Here is a 22,327-nt window from a genome sequence, read left to right as displayed (position 1 = left end):
ATTCGGAGGGCTTCTTAGAAATATTATCTAATTAATATTATCTTTTTTTGAATGATACACGACGGTTAAGTACGCGACCTTCTTCAGTTGAGTTGTCAGCAATTGGGTTAGTTTCGCCATAACCTTTAACTTTCAATTTAGAAGCAGCAACACCTGAGTTAACTAAGTAAGTTTTTACTGAGTTAGCACGGTCACGTGATAATGACATGTTGTGAGCAGCAGTACCTTCAGATGAAGCGTAACCATCAATCTCAACAGTAGCACCAGATGAACGTAAGTCAGCTGAAGTAGCATCTAAAACTGGGTAAGAAGAAGTTCTTAATACCGAGCTATCGAATTCAAACTGAATGTTTGAGTAAGCAGCACCTGAAGCAGTTGCAGTTGAATCAGCTTTAGGGAATACGATAACGCAACCAGAACCGTCAACAACGCTACCAGCAGGAGTGTTAGGACATTTGTCAAATTGATCAGATACACCGTCACCATCAGAATCTTTCTTAAGATCAGTAACTGCGTTTTCAACGTTAGTTACACGGCCTTTTAAAGCTTCAACTTCCTGACGTAAAGCAGCATCGTACAATTCATCATACATCATAGCAACCGGGTTAACCCAATCAAGGTTAGGTTTGCCAGAACCACCTAAAGTGAACTCTAAACCAGCGTAACCGTAAGAGTATTTATCTTTAGTTGGGAATTGGAATTTGCTACCGTCTAAGTTATCACCATCAATAAAGTTCATGGTATAACCTAAGTTTAATGCAGTTGCATCGCTTAGTTTAAATTTGATACCAGCACCAACCGGGATAACCAATTCTTTAACGTAATGTTTGTCGCCGTTTGGTTGAGCATATTTAACTAAAGCACCACCTGGTGTGAAAGTAACACCTGGGTTGTATATTGCTAAACCTGCACCAGCGTTAACGAAGAAGTTAACAGAGTTTTCGCGACGTAAGAAGTCGATAGTAGCAACGTTAACAATACCGCTTAAAGTAGCTTGGTAAAAATCAGTTTGGAAGCTTGCAACACCACCACGTACACCGTTAGGAGCACCATTGATGCCAACAACATCTTCGTTGCTGCCTTTTAAACGGCCACCACGTGCATCAAGTTGTAAACCGAATGAGTGAGCCAATTGTGACCTTAAAGACAAACCGTATCCGTAAGAGATCTGGTGGTTTGTAAAGTCGTTTGAACCACCGATAGCAACAACTGGTGATGTAACACCGCCATTGATACCAATGCTAAAGGTTTTGTACTGACCTCTGCCGCCAAATACCTTGGCAGTAGTAGTTTCAGAAGACGTTTTCATTGTTGAATCTGTAGTGGTAGTAGTAGTGGTTGTAGTTTGAGCACTAACCATTCCTGCAACCATTAAAGAAGCGAATGATAACGCTGCTGATTTCTTTAATGTAGAATAATTCATAGTTTTAAGATTAAACGATTTAATTGTGATTTTTTTTCAAAATTAGTAATTATGTTTGAAACGATTACCAAACTTTGTTCCAATTTTTATAATACCTAGTACAAACAGTAATTATAAATTGTTTTTGGAAAAACAAAAATCTTCAACATTATGAAATATCTTCCTGTAAATGAGGGATTGTTTACAATTAATAGAAAAAATTTCGTTTCGCGATTAAAAAACAACGCAATTGCTATATTCCACTCCAATGACGAATATCCGCGTAGCGGCGATCAAAACTACCTTTTTAAACAAAATCCCGACTTTTTTTACCTTACAGGGATAGATCAGGAGCAAAGTATACTGGTTTTATACCCTGATTGTCCTAATCAGCAATACAGAGAAGTACTTTTTTTAAGACAAACCAGCGAATTGATCGCCGTTTGGGAGGGTCACAAGTACATTAAGGAAGAAGCGCGCAAGGCATCAGGCATTCAAAGCATATTTTGGTTAAGCGAATATGACAGTATTTTACATGCTATTATCAATTATGCCGATACCATATATATAAACACTAACGAAAATGACCGCTACGCTCACACAGTGCCCTACCGTGATTTGCGGATGTACGAGGCACTGCGCCAGAAATACCCGCTCCATAATTACGAACGATCTGCCCTGATACTACGCGACCTGCGGGTAGTGAAATCAGACATTGAAATTGAACTGACTAAAAAAGCATGCGAAATTACCCGCGATGCCTTTATCCGCGTATTGAAATTTGTACAGCCCGGTGTTGCCGAATACGAAATAGAAGCCGAAATAACACACGAATTTTTAAGGCAGCGTGCAACCGGCCATGCCTACAGCCCTATCATTGCATCCGGTAAAAATGCCAACGTACTGCACTACGTAGATAACAATCAGGTTTGTAACCAAGGTGACGTTATACTTTTTGATTGGGCGGCAGAGTATGCTAATTATAATGCAGATATGAGCCGGTCGATACCGGTGAGTGGCCGCTTCAGCAATCGCCAGCGCGATGTTTACGACGCTGTATTAAGGGTAATGAAGCAATCTATTGCAATGATAGTTGCTGGCACCATCTGGAATGAGTACCATGACGAGGTAGGCAAGATCATGACAGGCGAACTGATCGGTCTTGGTTTACTGGATAAGCACGATGTTGCCAAGCAGGACCCTAAAGCACCGCTTTATAAAAAATACTTTATGCACGGTACATCGCATCACCTGGGTCTGGATGTACATGATTTTGCAAGCCGTTATAAACCATTTGAAGTTGGTAACATCCTTACATGCGAGCCGGGCATTTACATCCCGGAAGAAGGTTTAGGCATCCGTTTAGAAAATAACATCCTGATCACAAAAGAAGGTAATATCGACCTGATGGCAGATATACCTATTGAAGCAGAGCATATTGAGGAAATAATGAATAGTTAAACTGAGCGTTCGAATTCCGAAATAAACCTGTACAAATTAAATCCATCAATTTTTAAAGCTTTGGCAATATCTTGCTGAAGCTTTTTTTTATCGATTACAGCCATCATTTTTTGCTGGATGATATTATAGGCCTTTTGCGTAAGCAGTAATTCTTTACGGTGATTTTTCCATTCGGGACGGGAAATAATAAAACTGGTAACATCAACTATTCCCTCATTTTTTGAAGCCACGGTTTTAAAAACAGGAAGTTCCCCGTCCTTTTGCTGTAAGATTTTTTTGAGGTTATTGATGAACAGGTCGGCACCTTCACGGTCGGCTTTGTTAATGATAAAGGCGTCCGCAATCTCCATCAACCCCGACTTTATATTCTGAATCTCGTCACCCGCTTCCGGCACCAGCATCACAAAGGTAATATCGGCGAGTCCGGCAATTTCTACTTCACTTTGGCCAACACCCACAGTTTCGATAATTACATGATCAAACCCCGAGGCGCGCAGCACATCGGCCATTTCGATGGTTTTTGCAGATAAACCACCCAGCGACCCACGGGTAGCTATCGAGCGGATGAAAACATCCGGGTGGTTAAAATGAGATGACATCCGGATTCTGTCGCCTAATAATGATCCGAAATTAAACGGGGAAGTAGGATCGATAGCTAATACAGCCACCTTGCTGCCTCGCTGCAGCAAATTTTCAATAATGGCATTTACCAGCGTGCTTTTGCCGGCGCCAGGCGGCCCTGTAATACCTATAATAGGTACAAGATTATAGAATGTAAGATTTTTCAGCAGGCTATCTGCACCCTCCAGATTATTCTCAACAACAGTGAGGGCCCGTGCAATCTGACCAAAGTTGATACTACTGCCTGCCATAACTAACCCTAATTATTTGCCGCCCTGCCATTTTACAAATGAATAAATTTATAATAACTTAAGGTAATATAATCTTTATTATTGCAGTTTTAGCTTATATCTGCATCAGCATTACCGAATGCCCTCAAACGCCAAACCATATCATATACTGATAAGCCGTACCGACGCTATTGGCGATGTAGTGCTTACCTTACCTATGGCAGCTTATTTAAAGGAACAATACGCGGGTTGCCGGGTGTCGTTCCTGGGGCGCAACTATACCGCAGCGGTGATAAAGTGTTGCACAGCGGTAGATGCCTTTTTAAGCCTTGATGATATAACCGGATTGCCGCATGCAAGGCAAGCGGCATGGTTAAAGGAAAAGGAAGTAGATGCCATTATCCACGTGTATCCAAACAAGCAAGTTGCAAGGATAGCCCGCCAGGCCGGCATCAAATTACGCATAGGTACCACTAACCGGATACACCATTGGTTTACCTGCAACAAACTGGTGAAACTAAGCCGCAAAAAATCTGAATTACATGAGGCGCAGCTAAACCTGATGCTTTTAAGGCCATTTGGGTTGCGGGGCGTACCATCATTGGCAGATGTTGCCGGGCATTATAAATTTCAAAACAACGATACTTTACCAATTAACCTGGGCAACAATTTAAAACCTGATAAATTCAACCTTATATTACACCCAAAGTCACACGGCAGCGGGATGGAATGGGGCTTGAATAATTTTAAGCAATTAATAGACCAACTGCCCCGTGAAAAGTTCAATATCATCATCAGCGGATCGGATAAGGAGAAAGCGGTGCTCGCCCCGTGGATTGCAACCCTACCTCTATACGTACACGATTTGACAGGCAAAATGTCACTTTCGGAATTTATTTCGTTAATTTTTAAAGCCGACGGGTTAATTGCATCCGGCACCGGGCCTTTACATATTGCTGCAGCATCGGGCATCCGCGCGCTGGGGCTATTCCCATCTTTACGGCCCATCCATCCGGGCAGGTGGGCACCGGTAGGCAAACAAGCTCAATATTTGGAAAGTGGTAACGATACGTTAGATATGATAAATGTTGAGGACGTATTTAAATTGATGAGCAAATGGATATGACTAAGACTCGTATTTTAATTACGTTTGATGCAATGCGCTATCCTAATACCGGCCTGTTCTTTTTCGGTAAGAGCCTGGGCAAGGCGTTAGTAAAAAATAATGGCGGCAGGTTTAATCTTACTTTTTTTTTGTATCCAAATACGACTGAATTTAACGAGGACGATGTTAAAAAAGACTATTTAAAAAAATACCATAAACTTTTTTACATCAACTTTAATAAAATTAATTTATTCCATTTTACTGATCAGATGCCGAGGTTATACCCACAAAAGGTGATCGGAAAAAAAATCATGACCATACATGATATTAATCAACTGCACGAAGATATAAGTACAAAACAGGTAAATAAATATTTGAAGAGGCTTGAAAAATCGATTAAGACTTGTGATAAGCTGGTGACAATTTCTCATTTTGCCGCTAGAGATATTGTTGCTCGTTTTCCGTCGGCAGCCGGCAAACTAAGTGTAATATACAACGGTGCCGACAAACTGACGGTACCGACAGGACACCAGCCAACATATTTACCAAAGTCGTCCTTTTTGTTTACAATTGGTATCTTGTCGGCAAAAAAAAACTTTGAAGTGTTACCCTCCCTGCTTGCCGGTAACAATTACGAGCTAATTATATCAGGAATCAAAACATCCTATGAAGCGTTGATTATAAAGCAAGCACATAAATACGGGTGTGAAAATCGGGTAAAAATAACCGGGACAATCAGTGACGACGACAAGGCCTGGTACTATAAAAATTGCGAAGCCTTTGTTTTTCCGTCGCTGGCTGAAGGATTTGGCCTTCCGATTATAGAAGCTATGCATTTTGGTAAGCCCGTATTTTGCTCAACCTGTACTTCTTTGCCTGAAATTGCAGGCGATGCGGCCTACTACTTTGATAACTTCGACAGCGCAGCTATGCAACGGGTGCTACGAGAAGGCTTAGCCGACTTTAGAGAAAATAACCGGGAGGCAATGGTTATGAACCATGCTGCACAATATAGCTGGGATCAAACTGCACAACAGTATTTGCAGCTTTATCAAAGCTGCCTCACTTAATTGTTGTGCAGCGTTTTAGTGAATTTGGCAATTAGTGTACAAGGGTATGATCAAAAAAAATATACTTAGCAGGCTTTATTTAAAATATACCGATAAGCACGGCTATAATCTATACAAACAACAACTGGTAAATGCCAAATACAGCCGGTTTGAGGCGTCGTTAAAAAGCAATTCACCAATAATCGGCGCGCAAAAGTTTAAGGAGTTTGCCTCTGTCAACCAGTCGATTGATTTTAATCATAGTGGTAGTGCAGGTGACATTATTTATGCGTTAGCCACTTTAAAGCGTATTTGGGAGATCACCTCAGCACCTTTAAACCTGTATCTGAAATTGAACAGGCCATTAACGATATCCCCATATATGGTACACCCATTAGGAAGCGTAATGCTTAATGATAAAATGGTGCAAATGATTATACCGTTGATACAGGCACAGCCTTATATTAATTATTGCAGCGTGAACAATGATGTACAGGTAGATGTCGACCTTGATCTTTTCCGCTCCGGCCTGATACCACAAGACAGAGGGAACATTGCCCGCTGGTGCGGTTACACTACAGGCATAAACCCTAAACTTTATCAAAACTGGTTAACTGTAACGCCCGATGAAACTTATGGTGACCATATCATTATTGCTCGCAGCGAGCGTTACCGTAATAAAATGATCGACTATTCCTTTTTGACGCGTTACAACAAAATAGTATTTATAGGTGTAAAGCAGGAGTTTGCAGATATGCAAAAAGCTATTCCGCATTTGCAATGGATGCAGGTAACCAACTTTTTGCAAATGGCGGAAATTATAGCAGGCTGTAAGTTTTTTATCGGCAACCAATCTTTCCCTTATTCGGTTGCCGAAGCGTTGAAGGTTAAGCGGATATTAGAAGTATGTACAGATGTGATCAATGTTGTGCCTGAGGGTGAGTTTGGTTATGATTTTATGTTCCAGGACCATTTTGAATCGTTAGTGCAGGAGCTCGATAGCGTTCAATAAATATAGTTGGCAGGATTAAACGATACCATATAGTTGTGCGGCACGTTTATAACTTATTTATTAAGCTAACTTTGTACTTCAATATAATAAATGAAAACTTATTTCAGGCTGTTATCTTTTGCTAAACCAATAGAGAAATTCGCCATTCCTTATATCATCTATACTGTACTCTACGTGGTGTTCAGTACGAGTGTAATCGTGCTAATAGGCCCTTTGTTGCAAACACTTTTTCACATCGACCCGGCCGGCACAGCAGCGAGCGTAGTTGATTTAAAAAAACCCGGTACTTTATTGGATATCACAGGCTGGTTTAGATATTACTTAAATTACTTTTTGAAATATTACGACAGGTGGACCGCCCTTAAATTCGTTTGCGCAGTTATAGTTGTATCTGTTATAATAGGCAATTTTTTTAGGTACTTATCGCAACGGGTTATGGAAAACCTACGGGTGCATACCTTGCTAAAACTTCGCAAGGCCGTATTTAATAATGTAATGAATATGCACTTGGGCTACTTTAATAATGAGCGAAAGGGAGATATACTGACTAAGGTAGCATCTGATGTGCAGGTTGTACAATTCTCTGTAACGAGTACGCTTCAGGTTGTTTTTAAAGAGCCTTTTCAGCTGATTGTTTACTTGATAGCGTTGTTTGCTTTCTCAATAAAGCTAACCCTTATATCTTTACTGGTTATACCAATTTCTGGGTTCATAATATCTAAAATTGTTAAGCGGTTAAAGTCACAGGCTATAGCCGGGCAAGAATCATACGGTACGATGATCAGCTACTTGGACGAAGCGCTGTCTGGTATAAGAATAGTGAAGGCTTTTAATGCAACCGAGTTTACAAAAAATCGGTTCAATGAAGAGAACAATAGATATTCCCGCATTACCAGAAGCATTGCCCGCCGGCAGCAGTTGGCATCACCAGTATCCGAAACATTATCAATCATTATGGTTGCCGTTATTTTGTTGTATGGCGGCTACATGATCTTTAACAATACATCAGCTTTAACACCAGGTGATTTTGTCGCTTACATCGCCCTTTTTTCCCAACTGATGCGCCCGGCAAAAGCAATTACCGATTCGTTTAGTAATATTCACTCTGGTATTGCAGCCGGCGAACGGGTACTGGCTTTAATAGACGAAAAACCGTTGATCAAAGATGCGTACGATGCCATTTCTCTGAATGGATTTAATGATACTATCCGTTTTGAGAATGTAACTTTTGCCTACCAGGAAAAGCCTGTTTTGCAAAATGTTAATATTTCCATACCAAAAGGCAAATCAGTAGCATTAGTAGGGCCTTCAGGCGGTGGTAAATCAACCCTGATGGATTTGATCCCCCGGTTTATGGACCCGCAGCAGGGCCGCATAACTATTGATGGTAATGATATCAGGCATGTAACCGCCCACTCCATACGGGCACTTATGGGTATAGTTAACCAAGAATCAGTTTTATTCAATGATACTATTTATAACAACATTGCTTTCGGTAAGCCTAATGCTACTTCTGCCGAGGTAGAAGCAGCGGCACGTATTGCCAATGCCCACAAATTTATTTTAGAAGCCGATAAAGGTTATGCAACAAACGTTGGCGATCGCGGGGCAAAGTTATCCGGCGGGCAGCGCCAGCGTATTTGTATTGCAAGGGCAGTTTTAAGCAACCCGCCAATAATGTTATTAGATGAGGCGACATCTGCCCTTGATACCGAGTCGGAGAAACTGGTTCAGGATGCATTGAACAACCTGATGAAAAACCGCACCTCGCTGATTATTGCCCATCGTTTAAGTACTATCCAAAATGCTGATCTGATTGTAGTAATTGAAAATGGCAAGGTGGCAGAGCAGGGGAACCATCAGGAGCTGTTGGCCCAAAACGGTTTATACCGCAAGCTGATAGATATGCAGGCGTTTAACGAAAATTGAGCTAATACGCCAAAGTGATGATCAAAGGGAACCACAAAGCGGCTGTAGTTATTCCGTTTTACCGCCATGCCATCTCGGATTTCGAGGCGATTGCATTAAAGCAATGTTTAAGTGTTTTAAGGCACCATCCGATAATAGTGATTAAGCCGCATAGCCTTAATTTGCCCGCGGCGCTCGCTCAAAATTTACTTAGTGCTGTAATTGGTTTTGATGACAGGTACTTCGACGGGATAAAAGGTTACAACTCGCTGATGCTATCGGCCGATTTTTATAGGGCTTTTCTAGATTACGAATTCATACTCATTTATCAACTGGATGCCTTTGTTTTTAAAGATGAGTTGAATTACTGGTGCAGCCTTAATTATGATTACATAGGTGCACCTTGGCTAAAGCGCAAAGATTATTCACCGGTAAAGGATAACTTTTACAAACTCAAATATTATTTGCATACCCAATTTAATTTTAAGAAACAGGGGGTGCCTACTATGGATCAGTTTTATGACAAAGTGGGCAACGGAGGATTCTCTTTACGGAGGGTTAAAAAATTTTATGAGTTAAGTACAACACTGCGGGCAGAGGCAACGTCTTATATTAGTAAAAACATCGACCGCTTTAACGAGGACGCTTTCTGGAGTATAGCGGTAAACCGAAGAAAGCAGCACTTAAATATTCCTGATTATAAGGTTGGCGTTGCGTTTGCTTTCGAGTTTCACCCTGACCGCGCCTTGCGAATTAATAGGGGAGTTCTGCCTTTCGGTTGCCATGCATGGCCCAAATATTTGAATTACTGGCGGCCGGTTTTTAAAAATTACGGCTACGATATTTAAATAGAAACGCTATGCAGCAGCAAATCCTGGTATCAGTTGCCTTATGTACATACAACGGTGCCCGCCATTTAAATGAGCAAATTCAAAGCATTCTTGATCAAACATATAATAATATTGAGCTTGTTATTGTAGACGACTGCTCTTCTGACGATTCGCTGGCGATAATACAAAAATTCGCAATGGCAGACGAGCGGATAAAGTATTTTGTCAATACAGAAAACTTAGGTTACAACAAAAATTTCGAGAAAGCACTTGGATTGGTCACCGGTGATTTTATTGCTATAAGCGACCAGGACGATATTTGGGAGTCAGAAAAAATAAACCAGCTGATGAATGCCATTGGTGACAATTGGCTTATATTTTCAAATTCAGTACGGGTACTGGATGATGGTAACTTGACTGGTGGCAAATTACTAAACGATTTCCGGTTCGGTAATTGGGATTTTAAAAGTATTTTACTGGAAAATTATGTTACTGGCCATACTTGTTTAATGTCTAGGTTGTTGTTGCCTCACATTTTGCCTTTTCCTCAAATTGGTTATTACGATTGGTGGATGGGGTTTGTTGGGCTTTATCATCATAAACTAACTTACTTAGACCGGGAACTTACACAATACCGTATACATGAACGATCTGTCACCCAAACTCTTATCCGTAAAAATGCGCAAATATTTAAGCAGGTAGACTTTAACAATACATTAATTATGTTAAGCCATTTTGCAAACTACAGACCGCTTGCAACTGCAGACAAACAACTCATCATCCATTTAAGAAAAGCACTCGAAAAGAAAATCACTACGTCGGCAAACCCTAGTCTGATTATTCTTATCTGCAAACATTACCAGTCATTATTTCCCCGCCTTAAAAAGCGCTCCTTTTTTTCGAAGGCGAATTTCGCGATCAGATATTCAAAAAAACTGTAAAGTAACAGATTATTTCGCTCTAATATTTCCCCGACCTGAAGGCATACTTTATCAATATGTAATAATTAAGTTTGAAAAACAGTCCGCGATAAACGGTGTAAAATCTCTTCCCCCGCCAAAGCGCTTTATAGGCTTCAGCTATAGGAAAGCCAAACTGTAGCAACTGATTAATGAAGTGTTTGAAGGTCATTTTTTCGCCTCTGATCAATTCACTCTTACTGAAGTTACCAATAGCCAACGGAAGCCTCGCCTGCCATTTCTCTGAAAATTTAATGCTGTTTTTTAACCATTCGCTATCATATCTGCCTTCAGACAAGTGTTTGATCAAGATCTCAAAGGTTACCGCAACTTTATATTTTTGCACTACCGACATGGAGAAATCTATATCGTAAAAATGGAACCCCTTAAAAGTTTCCTGATCAAATAGTATCTCTGAGGCAACTTTTTTAGTAGTACTTAGCCAAACGCCATCAACACAAACCACATTTACCAACTTTTGGTTTTTGGGGTTTGCATAGATAAGGGTGTCGGGGCTAACCGTATATTGATATCCTTGAATAATATTATTGAAAACCGTAGCAGGTCCTATACCTACCCATGCAGATGGCGTTAATGGCCGGTAACTGCTGCCTGCTACCCCAACAAGGCCAAGGCTGGTGTCCTTAAACAGATTGACCAGTACCCGGCCCCAATTTTGAGTTTGAATGATAATGTCCTCATGTACAAAACATAGAATTTCGTATTGCGCTTTTACCAACGCTTCGTTGTATACCTGGCTAATGCCTTTGCCGGTATTACGGTTATCTGTGGCGATGATCTCATAAGGCACACCAACTGTGGCTGCTACATTTTCAGTTAACTGTTGCAGCAAGTCAGGTTGTATAGAACAAACAATTAAAGATATCATAAACCGTATGCAGCTTGGGGTACGATAAACGCCTAAAGTAACAATAAAACTGCGCTACTTTAAAACGCAAAAAGCTGGAGCACGGCTCCAGCTTTTTGGCAATATTAAATGTATCGGCTTAAAATATTATTGAAACTTAAATCCAATACCCAATTGAAACACCTGGTTCCTGAAATCGGGGAGGCTGGAATTAAAATCGCCATTGTTTTGGCTCAGGTCCAGTGCGTAACGGGCACGTAGTTCCACATTACGGTTCAAGTCGACACCTACACCTACCACACCTGATACATAACTGCGGTCGCCGGCGTTGTTGTAATGGTCCTGATAAACGGTATTAAAGCCGTTGTCGAATGTGTTACGGGTTGAAGTAAGGAACGTTAGCTGCGGGCCTACCACAAAGTTAAAGCCCCGTGCTACCCTGAATTTTGCGAGTAAAGGAATGTCGATGTAATTGGTTTTTTGCCTGAAGGTACCATCAACCGTTTCGGCCTTATAACCTTTTTGCGAAAACAATACCTCGGGTGCGAATGACAGCGGGTACACCAATGGTACCTCGAATGTTAAACCTACATGCGCACCGGTAATGCCGCTGGTGCTAAAGCTGGAATTATAAGCATCAACTGTATTTGAAAAGTTAAAGCCACCGGCTATACCCACTTTAGGCTGATAAAAATCGTCGTAAGACCGGCGCACCTGCTGGGGCTGTGGATTGCGCCTCATAACCCGGCGCGGGCCGCGACGGGGGCCATCATATACGCGCTGTGCGCTTACTTCACCTGCAACCAGCAGGGCTATAGCAAAAAAGAGAATTTTCTTCATTGTGTTTAAATTTATACACTGATAGAGTGTTTTCATGCACGAAGGTTTATTTGAACCATTGCATAAATTGATGATCGTGCAAAAACAATATCTCCGGAAAATAGATTTAAGCTACATTTGAACCATTATGCAGCCGAAAAAATTCTTTACCTGTGTCATCATATTTACGATTAGTTTGCTGACAGAAAGTGCCTTCGCTCAAAAAACAAGTCTGATTAAAGCACTTAACGAACCCAACAAATGGGTCGATTCTGTTTATAATAAACTTAACCGCAGGCAGCGCATCGCCCAGCTGTTTTTTATCCGCGCACATACCAACAGGGGTAAGGCGTATGAAGATTCGGTTGGTAAGGTGATTAAAGATGAGCATGTTGGCGGTGTGGTGTTTTTTCAGGGAGGGCCTGTAAGGCAAGCCGTGTTGACCAATGCCTATCAAAAGCTTTCGCGTGTGCCTTTACTGGTAGCGCAGGATGGTGAGTGGGGTTTAGGTATGCGGCTGGACTCGACAGTATCTTACCCATATCAAATGACCCTTGGAGCTATCCAGGATAATACCCTGATTTACAAAATGGGCCAAATGGTGGCTTATGATTTTAAACGGCTGGGCGTTAATATCAACTTCGGGCCGGTGTTTGATGTGAATAACAACCCAAACAACCCTGTTATCAATTACCGCTCCTTCGGCGACAATAAGTATAACGTTGCTAAAAAGGGCATCGCTTACTTTACAGGCATGGAAAGCGGCGGCCTCATCACTATAGCCAAACACTTCCCCGGCCATGGTGATACCAATGTCGATTCTCATTTCGACCTGCCGCAATTGTCGTTTACCCGTGAGCGTTTAGATTCGCTGGAAGAATACCCGTTCCGCGAAGCTATCAATGCCGGTATAGGCGGTGTGATGATCGCCCACATGAACATCCCGGCGTTGGATACCACTAAAAACCTGCCCTCTACTTTGTCAAGGCCCATCGTAACCGACATTCTTAAAGACTCCCTGCGTTTTAAGGGATTGGTTGCATCTGACGCCATGGAAATGAAAGGGGTAACCAAGTATTTTCCTAACGGTGAGGCCGACCTGCGTGCGTTTTTAGCGGGCAACGATCTGATAGAACTTTCTGAGAATTCAAAGAACGCCGAAAAACTGATCCGCAAAGCGGTGCGCCAGGGTAAGATCAGCAAAGAAGAATTTGAGGCTAAGGTTAAAAAAATGCTTGCGGCTAAATACTGGGCCGGTTTAAATAACTTTCAGGATATATCGACAGATAACCTGATTGCTGACCTTAATCGCCCTGCCGCTGCCGACTTGGTGCAGCAGTTAAGTGATGCTGCCGTCACACTTGTAAAAGGGGATAGCCGCGTGTTAAGGCAAGACCCTATGAAGCGTACCGCCATCATCAGCATTGGGGTAACCGGGCAAACCACGTTTCAGCGCGAACTGTTTAAGTGGTACCCTAACAGCCAGTTATTTATTGTCGGCAAAAACACCCCTGTGCCGGAGCTTAAGAACATGCTTGACGCATTGAAACAGTACGACCAGATTTACGTGAGCATACACGATACCCGCCTGCGCCCTGCCAGTAAGCTCGATTACAGCAGCGATGTTAAGATGCTGGTTGCCGACCTGGCCGCCAAACCTAACTCCGTAATCAGTGTGTTTGCCAACCCTTACGCTATAGCCGGCCTTCCCGGTATTGAAAGAAGCGGTGCCCTGCTGGCCTGCTACCAAAAGGACGATGCCCTCCAGCGCTCGGCAGTTAAGGTAATTTCCGGACAGCAAAAACCGATAGGTAAATTGCCGGTAAGCATCAATACTTTCTTTACAACCGGGATGAGCGTGAGCTTATAAACAAACAGCACAAAGGTTAACAAAGGTTTACACTTTTTCGCAATAAAAAGACTTAAATACCTGATAGTCAGTATTTTGTAAAATACTTGGGTTAACACGTTTTTGCCCGTTTGGGGTCTAACAAACTATGGTGATATTTGCCAATAATCCGTGTGCAGGTTACTGCTTTATTGCAGTTTTAAAGGTGTTATCGCTTTCGTTTAGTACATGGTAGTAAGCGTTGTTGCCCCATCTAAAGCGGGCAGCATTGGCCTTTAAAAGAGCCTTGATGGTATTGCGTGATGTATGCAGGTCCTGCATATCCATTGGCCCTGTTTTCCTGGAGGCATAAGTAATAAAATCGCCAAAGGTATTATCGCTGATGTTGTACAGCGTTATAAATTCGTAAGCCGTTTTGAATTTTTTTAACTGCGGTTGCAGCTTGTCAATCACATAGGCCGTAAACTGCTGCCGTTCGTTCAGGTTGCCAATTACGCGTGTATTCAGAGTAGTATCGGCGGGTACAAAAACATCGGGCATAATGCCTCCAAAGCTAAACACCTTGCGCCCGTTAGCTGTGTGGAAAATCGAACTGCCTACGAAAGCGCTGTCGCCTAAAGCGCTGCGTTCGGTCAATAATTCGCCGCGGCGCACCCTTTCGGCTAATTCGTTACGGTAGCTGGCCACCCCATTTTTATATGATTTTTGGATAGACCTGCCAGATGGCGTATAGTATCGTGCTACCGTCAGGTTAACTGCTGTACCGTCTCCAAACGGAAACTGCTGCTGTACCAGCCCCTTACCAAATGATCGCCTGCCTACAATAGTTGCCCTGTCCAGGTCCTGCAGGGCGCCCGCCAGGATCTCGCTGGCCGATGCCGAAAACTCGTCAATAATAACTGTTAGCTTACCTTTTTCATACAGGCCGGAGTCGGTTGCAAAATAGTCGGTTCTTGGCTCATGCACGCCAAGTGTGTAAACAATAAGCTTGCCTTTGGGTAAAAATTCATCGGCCATAGCAGTAGCAGTATTAAGGTAACCGCCGCCGTTGCCCCGTAAATCAAGCACCAGCTTGTCCATACCATCTATTTTCAAACCTTTAAGGGCTGCTTTAAAGTCGGCATCTGTTTTTGATGCAAACTTGCTGATCTTTACATAACCGATGTTGGCGGTAGCCATATAAGCGGCGTCTAAACTGCTTAGATCTACCCGCCCGCGTTTGATAGTGTAATTTTTTACAGCGCTGTAGTTTTTCGAGATGCCTAAAACTACCCGGGTGTCCTTTTCACCGCGGAAACTTTTACTGATGCGGGGAATAGTGAGTTTAGTGCCAGAAAACGGCTGCCCGTCTACCGTGATCACCCGGTCGCCCGTTTCAAGGCCGGCCTTTGCAGCAGGGCCGTTAGGGTAAATCTGGGTGATGTATAAAGTATCGCGTAGTATCTGGTACTCCAGCCCTATGCCGTTAAAGCCCCCTTCAAGCCGTTCGTTAATATTACGCGCTTGTTGTGCAGGTAAGTAAACAGAATGCGGATCAAGGTTTTGAAGCATATCGTTCACGGTTACCCCTTCAATACTATCCGTGTTTATCGAATCAACGTACTTATTGGTAACCAGGTACAGTACTTTAGATAGCTTATCGCTTTTGCCAGAAATATTAAAGCCAAGCGGGTGTGAGGTAAAGTTATCATCACTGATCAGTAAGCCAATAGTTATGCCGATAAGGATGAGCAGTAGTGTCCGGAAAATGATACCCGCAGTTCGTTTCATTGATAGGTGTGCCGTGCAAATTTAAACAATAGCGTGTATTACCTATAATTTATATCGCGTTAGTTGCTTTGCTATTTTTTACTCAATTTTGTTAAAAATTATTTCAATAAATGGACAGAACAACCGAAAAAGATTCCAACTATACCGGCCTGGAAAAGATGCCGATAGCGGAGTTGCTGCGGAATATAAATAACGAAGATAAAACCGTACCGATGGCGGTTGAACAGGCTTTGGAACAAATTGAAGACCTGGTAACTATTGTGAGCGAAAAGATGCGCATTGGTGGCCGCCTGTTTTATATAGGCGCCGGTACAAGCGGCCGTTTAGGCGTGGTTGATGCATCAGAGTGCCCGCCAACATTCGGTGTCCCGTTTGATCGGGTGGTGGGTATAATAGCAGGCGGCGATACCGCTATCCGTAAAGCTGTGGAATTTGCCGAAGATGATACCCAACAGGCGTGGAAAGACTTGTTGGAATTTAAGGTTAGCGAAAATGATGTGGTTGTGGGTATAGCCGCATCCGGCACAACGCCTTACGTTATTGGCGGGTTAAAAAAAGCTAATGACCACAATATTGCTACCGGCTGTATAGTTTGTAATAGTGGCAGCCCTATTGCTGCCGAAGCGCAATACCCGGTAGAGGTACTAACCGGCCCTGAATTTGTTACCGGGAGCACCCGTATGAAAGCAGGAACGGCCCAAAAGCTGGTTTTAAATATGCTGAGTACAGCAGTGATGATAAGGCTGGGGCGGGTAAAGGGTAACAAAATGGTGGATATGCAGTTAAGCAACAATAAACTGGTTGACCGCGGTACCCATATGGTAATGGCCGAAACAGGCTTGAACGAAGCTGCCGCCGCAAAGCTTTTAAAAGAGCACGGCAGCGTTAGGAAAGCAGTTGAAGCTCATTTAAAAAAGTAAGGTTCGGTTTTGAATTTTAGCTTTTGACTTTTGAATTTGAAACAATGCATGAAATAGAACCATATTATAAATGGCGCGACGATTATATAGCGGCGGAGGACGAGTATTCGCCGTTTTACGCTACGCAGTATAACGAGTTTGAGTACGATAAACAGATCTATAACTACCTGCTGCACCCGCAGTGGGATTCGTTCGGCTCGCAAACGCTTTACCTGAAGATACTTTTTGTGGATTACGACCGCGGGTACAGCATCATCGAATTTATAGGCGAATGGAACGATGCCATCAACAACGATATCATGCTGATGAAGCGTGAACTTTTCGAGCTGATGATAGACCAGGGGGTCAACAAATTTGTATTAATTGGTGAGAATGTATTGAACTTCCACTTTTCTGACGATAGTTATTACGAAGAGTGGTTCCAGGAAGTGGAAGACGGATGGATAGCGGGTGTCAATTTCCAGGAGCACGTGATCCGCGAGTTCAAAAAAAGCAACATCGACTATTACATCAACTTTGGCGGCCAGCTGGATGAACTGAACTGGCGCACCTTGAAGCCCCTGCAGGTATTTAAGAAAGTGGAGGAGCAGCTGCAAAAACGTTTAAACTAACATCAAATTGTAAGCTTTTACAGCAGTTCAACTTTTTATTTGCTTACAACGTTTTTACTATATTCGTATCATAATAATTCTGAATTAAATAAATGGAAACTAAAACTCACGATTACGTTTACGAAAACGTAAGCTACGTAGAAAACGCCGAGGCATCCCGTAAATTCATAGCCAATGTATTCATGTGGATGTTTGTTGCATTAGGTCTTTCGGCCGTATGCTCTTATATATTTGCCTTTAACCCCGAACTGTCGTCATTATTGCGCGACCCGGAAACCGGCAAGAACAATTTGATGGGTACTGTGGTAATGTTTTCCCCGCTGATATTTGTATTTGCTTTCAGGGCCGGCTTTGCAAAGCTGCCTTTTATAGGTATTGTGCTGATGTTCTTAGCTTTCTCTACCTTAATGGGCATTAGCTTAAGCTATATGTTTTACGCCTACTCAGTAGGTACAATATCCAGCGTATTTATTACCACATCGGTAGTGTTTGGGGTAATGGCTGTCGGTGGTTATATCACACATCAGGACCTTACAAAGTTTGGGTCAATCATGATCATGTTGCTGGTGGGTATCATCATCGCTACTATTTTAAATGTATTGATCTTACATAGCAGCGGCCTCGATTTGATCATTAGCTATGTTGGCGTTGCAGTATTTGTAGGTTTAACCGCTTATGATGTACAAAAGCTTAAACGCATTGGCGCAGGTTTAGAATATGGCGATGCTACTGCATCAAAAATGGCTATAATGGGCGCATTGACCCTGTATCTTGATTTTATAAATCTTTTCCTGATGCTGCTACGTGTTTTTGGCGGCAACAGAAGATAAGTGTAAAATACTTAACTGAAAGCCGCCTGAAAAGAGCGGCTTTTTTTGTGTCACAATATTCCAAATTGGAACATTGTGAATATTTGTACTTTACAACATTATTAATCATCTTTGTAACGCTTATGGAGAAAGACGGAGGGATTAGACCCTGCGATGTCTTAGCAACCTGTTACTTAACAAGGTGCTACATTCTACCCGGGTTAAAAGAATAGCCCGAGACAGATAAGTGAAAGTCAATTAAATACCCGACTTTTCGAGATAAGCTTATTTTTTTGTTGCGTGTTGCCAGGTTTCTGTGATCTGTCTTTTTACAGTGAATAAGTTGTAGCTGAACATTACCCGACACACGCCACCGAAAACAGGCAACAGATAAAAATGGATATTAAACAAGAATTACAGAAACGCATTTTGGTTATTGATGGTGCAATGGGTACCATGATACAACGTTACGAACTTACTGAAGATGATTTTCGTGGCGAGCGCTTTCGTACCCATGTGTCTGACCTTAAAGGTAATAACGATCTGCTTAATATTACCCGGCCGGATGTGATAAAGGCCATTCATGCCGAGTACCTGGACGCCGGTGCTGATATTATCGAAACAAATACTTTTAGCACACAGGTCATCTCCCTGGCGGATTATCACCTGGAAGAACTGGCTTACGAGCTAAGTTATGAAGGTGCACGCCTGGCTAAGGAAGTAGCTACAGCATACACGCAAAAAAATCCGGATAAGCCGCGCTTTGTCGCCGGCGCTGTTGGGCCTACAAACCGTACGGCATCTCTGTCACCAGATGTTAATGACCCTGGCTACCGGGCCGTAACCTTTGATGACCTTGCCGAAGCGTACTACACCCAGGTGAGAGGATTGGTAGATGGTGGATCGGACGTGCTGCTGATCGAGACCATTTTTGATACGCTTAACGCTAAAGCTGCTTTATTTGCAGTGAACAGGTATGCCAACGAATCGGGCATCCGCCTGCCCATTATGATCTCGGGTACCATAACCGATGCTTCGGGCCGTACGCTTTCCGGGCAAACCGTAGAGGCGTTCTGGAACTCCATCCGTCATGCCAACTTATTATCAGTTGGCCTTAACTGTGCATTAGGCGCAAAGGAAATGCGCCCCCACCTGGAAGAGCTTTCAGAAAAAGCGGACGTATTTATTTCCGCATATCCAAACGCCGGCCTGCCAAATGAATTTGGCGCCTATGACGAAACACCGCACGAAACTGCTCACCAGGTAGATGATTTTATTAAAGCCGGGCTGGTGAACATAGTAGGCGGTTGTTGCGGCACCACGCCGGATCACATTAAATGCATTGCCGAAAAGGCCGCGAAATATAAACCGCGTTTAATACCACAAGTTGAGCCTTACCTGCGCTTAAGCGGTTTAGAGGCTGTTACCTTAACACCCGAGACCAATTTTGTGAATATTGGGGAGCGTACCAATATTACCGGGTCGCCAAAGTTTTCCAAACTCATCCTTGCCGAAGATTATGAGGCCGCACTTGCCGTTGCCCTGCAACAAGTAGAAGGTGGCGCCCAGGTGATAGACATCAACATGGATGAGGGAATGATCGACTCGGAAGCGGTGATGGTCAAATTTCTTAACCTGGTTGCCAGCGAGCCTGATATTGCCAAACTGCCCATCATGATCGACTCCAGTAAATGGACAGTAATTGAGGCCGGCTTAAAATGCCTTCAGGGGAAGGGTATTGTAAACTCTATATCGCTGAAAGAAGGCGAAGAGAAGTTTATTGAATATGCGGAAAAGATTCTGAGCTATGGCGCTGCCGCAGTTGTAATGGCTTTTGACGAAACCGGCCAGGCCGATTCACTGGAGCGCCGTAAAGAGATCTGCGAGCGCAGCTATCGCATCCTGGTAGATAAGGTGGGCTTCCCGCCGCAGGATATCATCTTTGACCCTAACATCCTTACCGTTGCAACCGGATTGGAAGAACATAACAATTACGCGGTAGACTTTATTGAGGCTACCCGGTGGATAAAACAAAACCTGCCCCACGCTAAGGTGAGCGGCGGGGTGAGCAATATTTCGTTCTCTTTCAGGGGAAACAATACTGTGCGCGAGGCCATGCATTCGGCATTTTTGTACCATGCCATTAAGGCCGGGCTGGACATGGGTATCGTGAACGCCGGGATGTTGGAGGTGTATGAAGAAATACCTAAGAACCTGCTGGAATTGGTAGAAGATGTTTTGCTGAACCGTCGTGATGATGCCACCGAGCGTTTGGTTGAATTTGCCGATACCATTAAAAGTAAAGGTAAAGAGATCGTTAGAGATGAGGAGTGGCGTAAGAACCAGGTTGAGCAGCGTTTATCGCACGCGCTGGTAAAAGGTATTATCGAATACCTGGATGATGATGTAGAAGAGGCCCGTAAAAAGTTTGCAAAGCCATTAGAGGTAATAGAAGGCCCGCTGATGGACGGAATGAACGTGGTGGGCGATCTGTTTGGTGCAGGTAAGATGTTCTTGCCACAGGTGGTAAAATCGGCCCGTGTAATGAAAAAGGCTGTAGCTTACTTGTTGCCGTTCATTGAACTGGAAAAACAACGAGTTATAGACGCGGGCGAAGATAGCAGCGGCAGTCGCGCTAACGCAGGTAAAATACTTATGGCCACCGTTAAAGGTGATGTGCACGATATAGGTAAAAATATTGTGGGCGTGGTGCTGGCCTGTAATAACTTTGAGGTGATTGATCTTGGGGTCATGGTACCGGCGCAGCGCATTATTGAAGAAGCTAAAAAGCACGATGTAGATATCATTGGCCTGAGTGGTTTGATCACTCCGTCGCTGGACGAGATGGTGCATTTTGCCAAAGAGATGGAGCGCCAGGAATTTACTATTCCTCTGATTATTGGCGGCGCTACTACCTCGCGAATCCATGCGGCAGTAAAGGTTGCGCCTAACTATTCAGGTGCGGCTATCCACGTGCTGGATGCATCGCGCAGCGTTACCGTTTGCAGCAGTTTAATGAACCGTGATACCCGTGATACCTACATCCAGGGCATTAAAGATGAATATGCCAAAGCCCGCGAGGCACACGCCAACAAAAAAAGCGACAAACGTTTTGTAAGTATTGAAGAAGCCCGCGTACAAAAATGTGTGATCGACCTGGAAAAAGTGCCGGTTAAGCCAACTTTTACAGGAACAAAAGTATTTGACGGCTACCCGCTGGAAGACCTGGTGCCTTATATCGACTGGACGCCATTTTTTCATACTTGGGAACTGCGCGGCAGTTACCCTAAGATATTTAATGATAAATACGTTGGTACTGAGGCTAAAAAGCTTTACGACGATGCGCAGGTACTTTTAAAACGTATTATAGATAACAAATTGCTGCGTGCAAACGGCGTTATCGGTTTCTGGCCGGCAAACGCTGTTGGCGATGATATTGAAGTTTATACTGATGATACCCGCCAGCATCTCCTTACCCGCATCCATACCTTAAGGCAGCAGTCGGAAAAGGTAAAGGGCGAACCTTATTATGCCCTGTCGGATTTCATAGCGCCTAAAGATAGCGGAGTGGCCGATTACTGGGGTGGTTTTGCCGTTACAACCGGTATTGGCTGCGATGAACTGGTTGCCGAGTTTGAAGCCGATCATGATGATTATAACAGCATCATGGCCAAGGCCCTGGCAGATCGCCTGGCAGAAGCTTTTGCCGAAAAGATGCACGAACTGGTGCGCAAAGATTACTGGGGTTACTCGACAGGTGAGGAATTAAGCACCGACGAACTGATTAAAGAAGAGTACCAAGGTATCCGCCCGGCGCCGGGTTACCCTGCCTGTCCGGATCATACCGAAAAGACAACCTTATTTGAAATATTGAAGGCAGAAGATAACGCCCATATGCATTTAACCGAAAGCCTGGCAATGATGCCTGCCGCTTCGGTAAGCGGCTTTTATTTCGCCCACCCGGATGCCCGCTACTTCGGCCTGAACAAGATCAGCAAAGACCAGGTGGAGGATTATGCCATCCGTAAAAATATGAGCCTTGACACTGTAGAAAGATGGCTGGGGCCGAATATGAATTATTGATTCGTAGCATCTGGTAGTTAG

Annotated in this window: 17 protein-coding genes and 1 riboswitch; of the genes, 12 read left to right on the top strand and 5 right to left on the bottom strand. The window is 43.3% G+C overall.

Features of this window, described 5'->3' with window-relative positions; genetic code table 11:
• Positions 1–37: 37 nt before the first annotated feature.
• On the bottom strand, positions 38–1,423 hold the full coding sequence (locus tag ACE5CV_RS03440; protein ID WP_374948758.1) for an OmpA family protein: 1,386 nt from the start codon (positions 1,421–1,423) through the stop codon (positions 38–40).
• 150 nt (positions 1,424–1,573) lie between these two features.
• Here ACE5CV_RS03440 and ACE5CV_RS03435 point away from each other — a divergent pair, with 150 nt between their 5' ends.
• The gene (locus tag ACE5CV_RS03435; protein WP_374948757.1) at positions 1,574–2,863 is read left to right on the top strand and encodes an aminopeptidase P family protein; all 1,290 of its coding nucleotides are present in this window, start codon (positions 1,574–1,576) and stop codon (positions 2,861–2,863) included.
• Here the strand turns inward: ACE5CV_RS03435 and meaB are convergent.
• On the bottom strand, positions 2,860–3,735 hold the full coding sequence (gene meaB / locus ACE5CV_RS03430) for a methylmalonyl Co-A mutase-associated GTPase MeaB (protein WP_374948756.1): 876 nt from the start codon (positions 3,733–3,735) through the stop codon (positions 2,860–2,862). The two genes, ACE5CV_RS03435 and meaB, sit on opposite strands and share 4 nt — an antisense overlap.
• A 118-nt stretch (positions 3,736–3,853) precedes the next feature.
• Here meaB and ACE5CV_RS03425 point away from each other — a divergent pair, with 118 nt between their 5' ends.
• From ACE5CV_RS03425 to ACE5CV_RS03400, 6 genes are all read left to right on the top strand, one after another.
• Entirely contained in the window at positions 3,854–4,840 is a 987-nt protein-coding gene (locus ACE5CV_RS03425; RefSeq protein WP_374948755.1) for a glycosyltransferase family 9 protein, read from the top strand.
• Positions 4,841–5,112: 272 nt separating this feature from the next.
• Positions 5,113–5,889 (top strand): glycosyltransferase family 4 protein, encoded by a 777-nt coding sequence (locus tag ACE5CV_RS03420; RefSeq protein WP_374948754.1) that lies wholly within the window; start codon positions 5,113–5,115, stop codon positions 5,887–5,889.
• Between the two features lie 46 nt (positions 5,890–5,935).
• Positions 5,936–6,880 (top strand): hypothetical protein, encoded by a 945-nt coding sequence (locus ACE5CV_RS03415; RefSeq protein WP_374948753.1) that lies wholly within the window; start codon positions 5,936–5,938, stop codon positions 6,878–6,880.
• A 90-nt stretch (positions 6,881–6,970) separates the two neighbouring features.
• The gene (locus tag ACE5CV_RS03410) at positions 6,971–8,809 is read left to right on the top strand and encodes an ABC transporter ATP-binding protein (protein WP_374948752.1); all 1,839 of its coding nucleotides are present in this window, start codon (positions 6,971–6,973) and stop codon (positions 8,807–8,809) included.
• A 17-nt stretch (positions 8,810–8,826) separates the two neighbouring features.
• Complete coding sequence (locus ACE5CV_RS03405; protein WP_374948751.1) at positions 8,827–9,636, top strand: DUF5672 family protein; 810 nt, start codon at positions 8,827–8,829, stop codon at positions 9,634–9,636.
• 11 nt (positions 9,637–9,647) lie between these two features.
• Positions 9,648–10,559: a glycosyltransferase gene (locus ACE5CV_RS03400; protein WP_374948750.1), complete on the top strand. Its 912-nt coding sequence runs from the start codon at positions 9,648–9,650 to the stop codon at positions 10,557–10,559.
• 19 nt (positions 10,560–10,578) lie between these two features.
• Here ACE5CV_RS03400 and ACE5CV_RS03395 read toward each other — a convergent pair whose 3' ends face one another.
• Complete coding sequence (locus ACE5CV_RS03395; RefSeq protein WP_374948749.1) at positions 10,579–11,466, bottom strand: glycosyltransferase; 888 nt, start codon at positions 11,464–11,466, stop codon at positions 10,579–10,581.
• A gap of 126 nt (positions 11,467–11,592) precedes the next feature.
• Complete coding sequence (locus tag ACE5CV_RS03390; protein ID WP_374948748.1) at positions 11,593–12,285, bottom strand: porin family protein; 693 nt, start codon at positions 12,283–12,285, stop codon at positions 11,593–11,595.
• 127 nt (positions 12,286–12,412) lie between these two features.
• Between ACE5CV_RS03390 and ACE5CV_RS03385 the strand changes: the two genes are divergently transcribed.
• Positions 12,413–14,134, top strand: coding sequence for a glycoside hydrolase family 3 protein (locus ACE5CV_RS03385; RefSeq protein ID WP_374948747.1), 1,722 nt, complete (start codon positions 12,413–12,415; stop codon positions 14,132–14,134).
• 159 nt (positions 14,135–14,293) lie between these two features.
• On the opposite strand, the gene ACE5CV_RS03380 is transcribed toward ACE5CV_RS03385, so the two are convergent.
• On the bottom strand, positions 14,294–15,883 hold the full coding sequence (locus ACE5CV_RS03380; protein ID WP_374948746.1) for a S41 family peptidase: 1,590 nt from the start codon (positions 15,881–15,883) through the stop codon (positions 14,294–14,296).
• A 110-nt stretch (positions 15,884–15,993) separates the two neighbouring features.
• Between ACE5CV_RS03380 and murQ the strand changes: the two genes are divergently transcribed.
• From murQ to metH, 4 genes are all read left to right on the top strand, one after another.
• A complete protein-coding gene (murQ, locus tag ACE5CV_RS03375; protein WP_374948745.1) occupies positions 15,994–16,803 on the top strand; it encodes an N-acetylmuramic acid 6-phosphate etherase in 810 nt (269 codons plus the stop codon).
• Positions 16,804–16,847: 44 nt separating this feature from the next.
• Positions 16,848–17,414, top strand: a complete 567-nt coding sequence (locus ACE5CV_RS03370) for a hypothetical protein (protein WP_374948744.1) — start codon at positions 16,848–16,850, stop codon at positions 17,412–17,414.
• A gap of 92 nt (positions 17,415–17,506) precedes the next feature.
• Positions 17,507–18,244, top strand: a complete 738-nt coding sequence (locus ACE5CV_RS03365; protein WP_374948743.1) for a Bax inhibitor-1/YccA family protein — start codon at positions 17,507–17,509, stop codon at positions 18,242–18,244.
• Positions 18,245–18,361: 117 nt separating this feature from the next.
• A riboswitch (SAM riboswitch) is annotated at positions 18,362–18,473 on the top strand.
• A 140-nt stretch (positions 18,474–18,613) separates the two neighbouring features.
• Positions 18,614–22,306, top strand: coding sequence for a methionine synthase (gene metH, locus ACE5CV_RS03360; RefSeq protein WP_374948841.1), 3,693 nt, complete (start codon positions 18,614–18,616; stop codon positions 22,304–22,306).
• The last annotated feature ends 21 nt before the right edge of the window (positions 22,307–22,327 follow it).

It is taken from the genome of Mucilaginibacter sp. (assembly GCF_964263795.1).
Lineage (GTDB): Bacteria > Bacteroidota > Bacteroidia > Sphingobacteriales > Sphingobacteriaceae > Mucilaginibacter.
This window is presented reverse-complemented; position numbering and strand designations above follow the sequence as displayed.

Excerpts from the sequence above, each read along its gene's own strand:
- ACE5CV_RS03400 (WP_374948750.1), top strand. The coding sequence starts at position 9,648 with ATGCAGCAGCAAATCCTGGTATCAGTTGCCTTATGTACATACAACGGT.
- ACE5CV_RS03415 (WP_374948753.1), top strand. The coding sequence starts at position 5,936 with ATGATCAAAAAAAATATACTTAGCAGGCTTTATTTAAAATATACCGAT.
- ACE5CV_RS03385 (WP_374948747.1), top strand. The coding sequence starts at position 12,413 with ATGCAGCCGAAAAAATTCTTTACCTGTGTCATCATATTTACGATTAGT.
- ACE5CV_RS03425 (WP_374948755.1), top strand. The coding sequence starts at position 3,854 with ATGCCCTCAAACGCCAAACCATATCATATACTGATAAGCCGTACCGAC.
- ACE5CV_RS03440 (WP_374948758.1), bottom strand. The coding sequence starts at position 1,423 with ATGAATTATTCTACATTAAAGAAATCAGCAGCGTTATCATTCGCTTCT.
- ACE5CV_RS03405 (WP_374948751.1), top strand. The coding sequence starts at position 8,827 with ATGATCAAAGGGAACCACAAAGCGGCTGTAGTTATTCCGTTTTACCGC.
- ACE5CV_RS03410 (WP_374948752.1), top strand. The coding sequence starts at position 6,971 with ATGAAAACTTATTTCAGGCTGTTATCTTTTGCTAAACCAATAGAGAAA.
- ACE5CV_RS03370 (WP_374948744.1), top strand. The coding sequence starts at position 16,848 with ATGCATGAAATAGAACCATATTATAAATGGCGCGACGATTATATAGCG.
- murQ (WP_374948745.1), top strand. The coding sequence starts at position 15,994 with ATGGACAGAACAACCGAAAAAGATTCCAACTATACCGGCCTGGAAAAG.
- ACE5CV_RS03380 (WP_374948746.1), bottom strand. The coding sequence starts at position 15,883 with ATGAAACGAACTGCGGGTATCATTTTCCGGACACTACTGCTCATCCTT.
- ACE5CV_RS03395 (WP_374948749.1), bottom strand. The coding sequence starts at position 11,466 with ATGATATCTTTAATTGTTTGTTCTATACAACCTGACTTGCTGCAACAG.
- ACE5CV_RS03435 (WP_374948757.1), top strand. The coding sequence starts at position 1,574 with ATGAAATATCTTCCTGTAAATGAGGGATTGTTTACAATTAATAGAAAA.
- meaB (WP_374948756.1), bottom strand. The coding sequence starts at position 3,735 with ATGGCAGGCAGTAGTATCAACTTTGGTCAGATTGCACGGGCCCTCACT.
- ACE5CV_RS03390 (WP_374948748.1), bottom strand. The coding sequence starts at position 12,285 with ATGAAGAAAATTCTCTTTTTTGCTATAGCCCTGCTGGTTGCAGGTGAA.
- ACE5CV_RS03365 (WP_374948743.1), top strand. The coding sequence starts at position 17,507 with ATGGAAACTAAAACTCACGATTACGTTTACGAAAACGTAAGCTACGTA.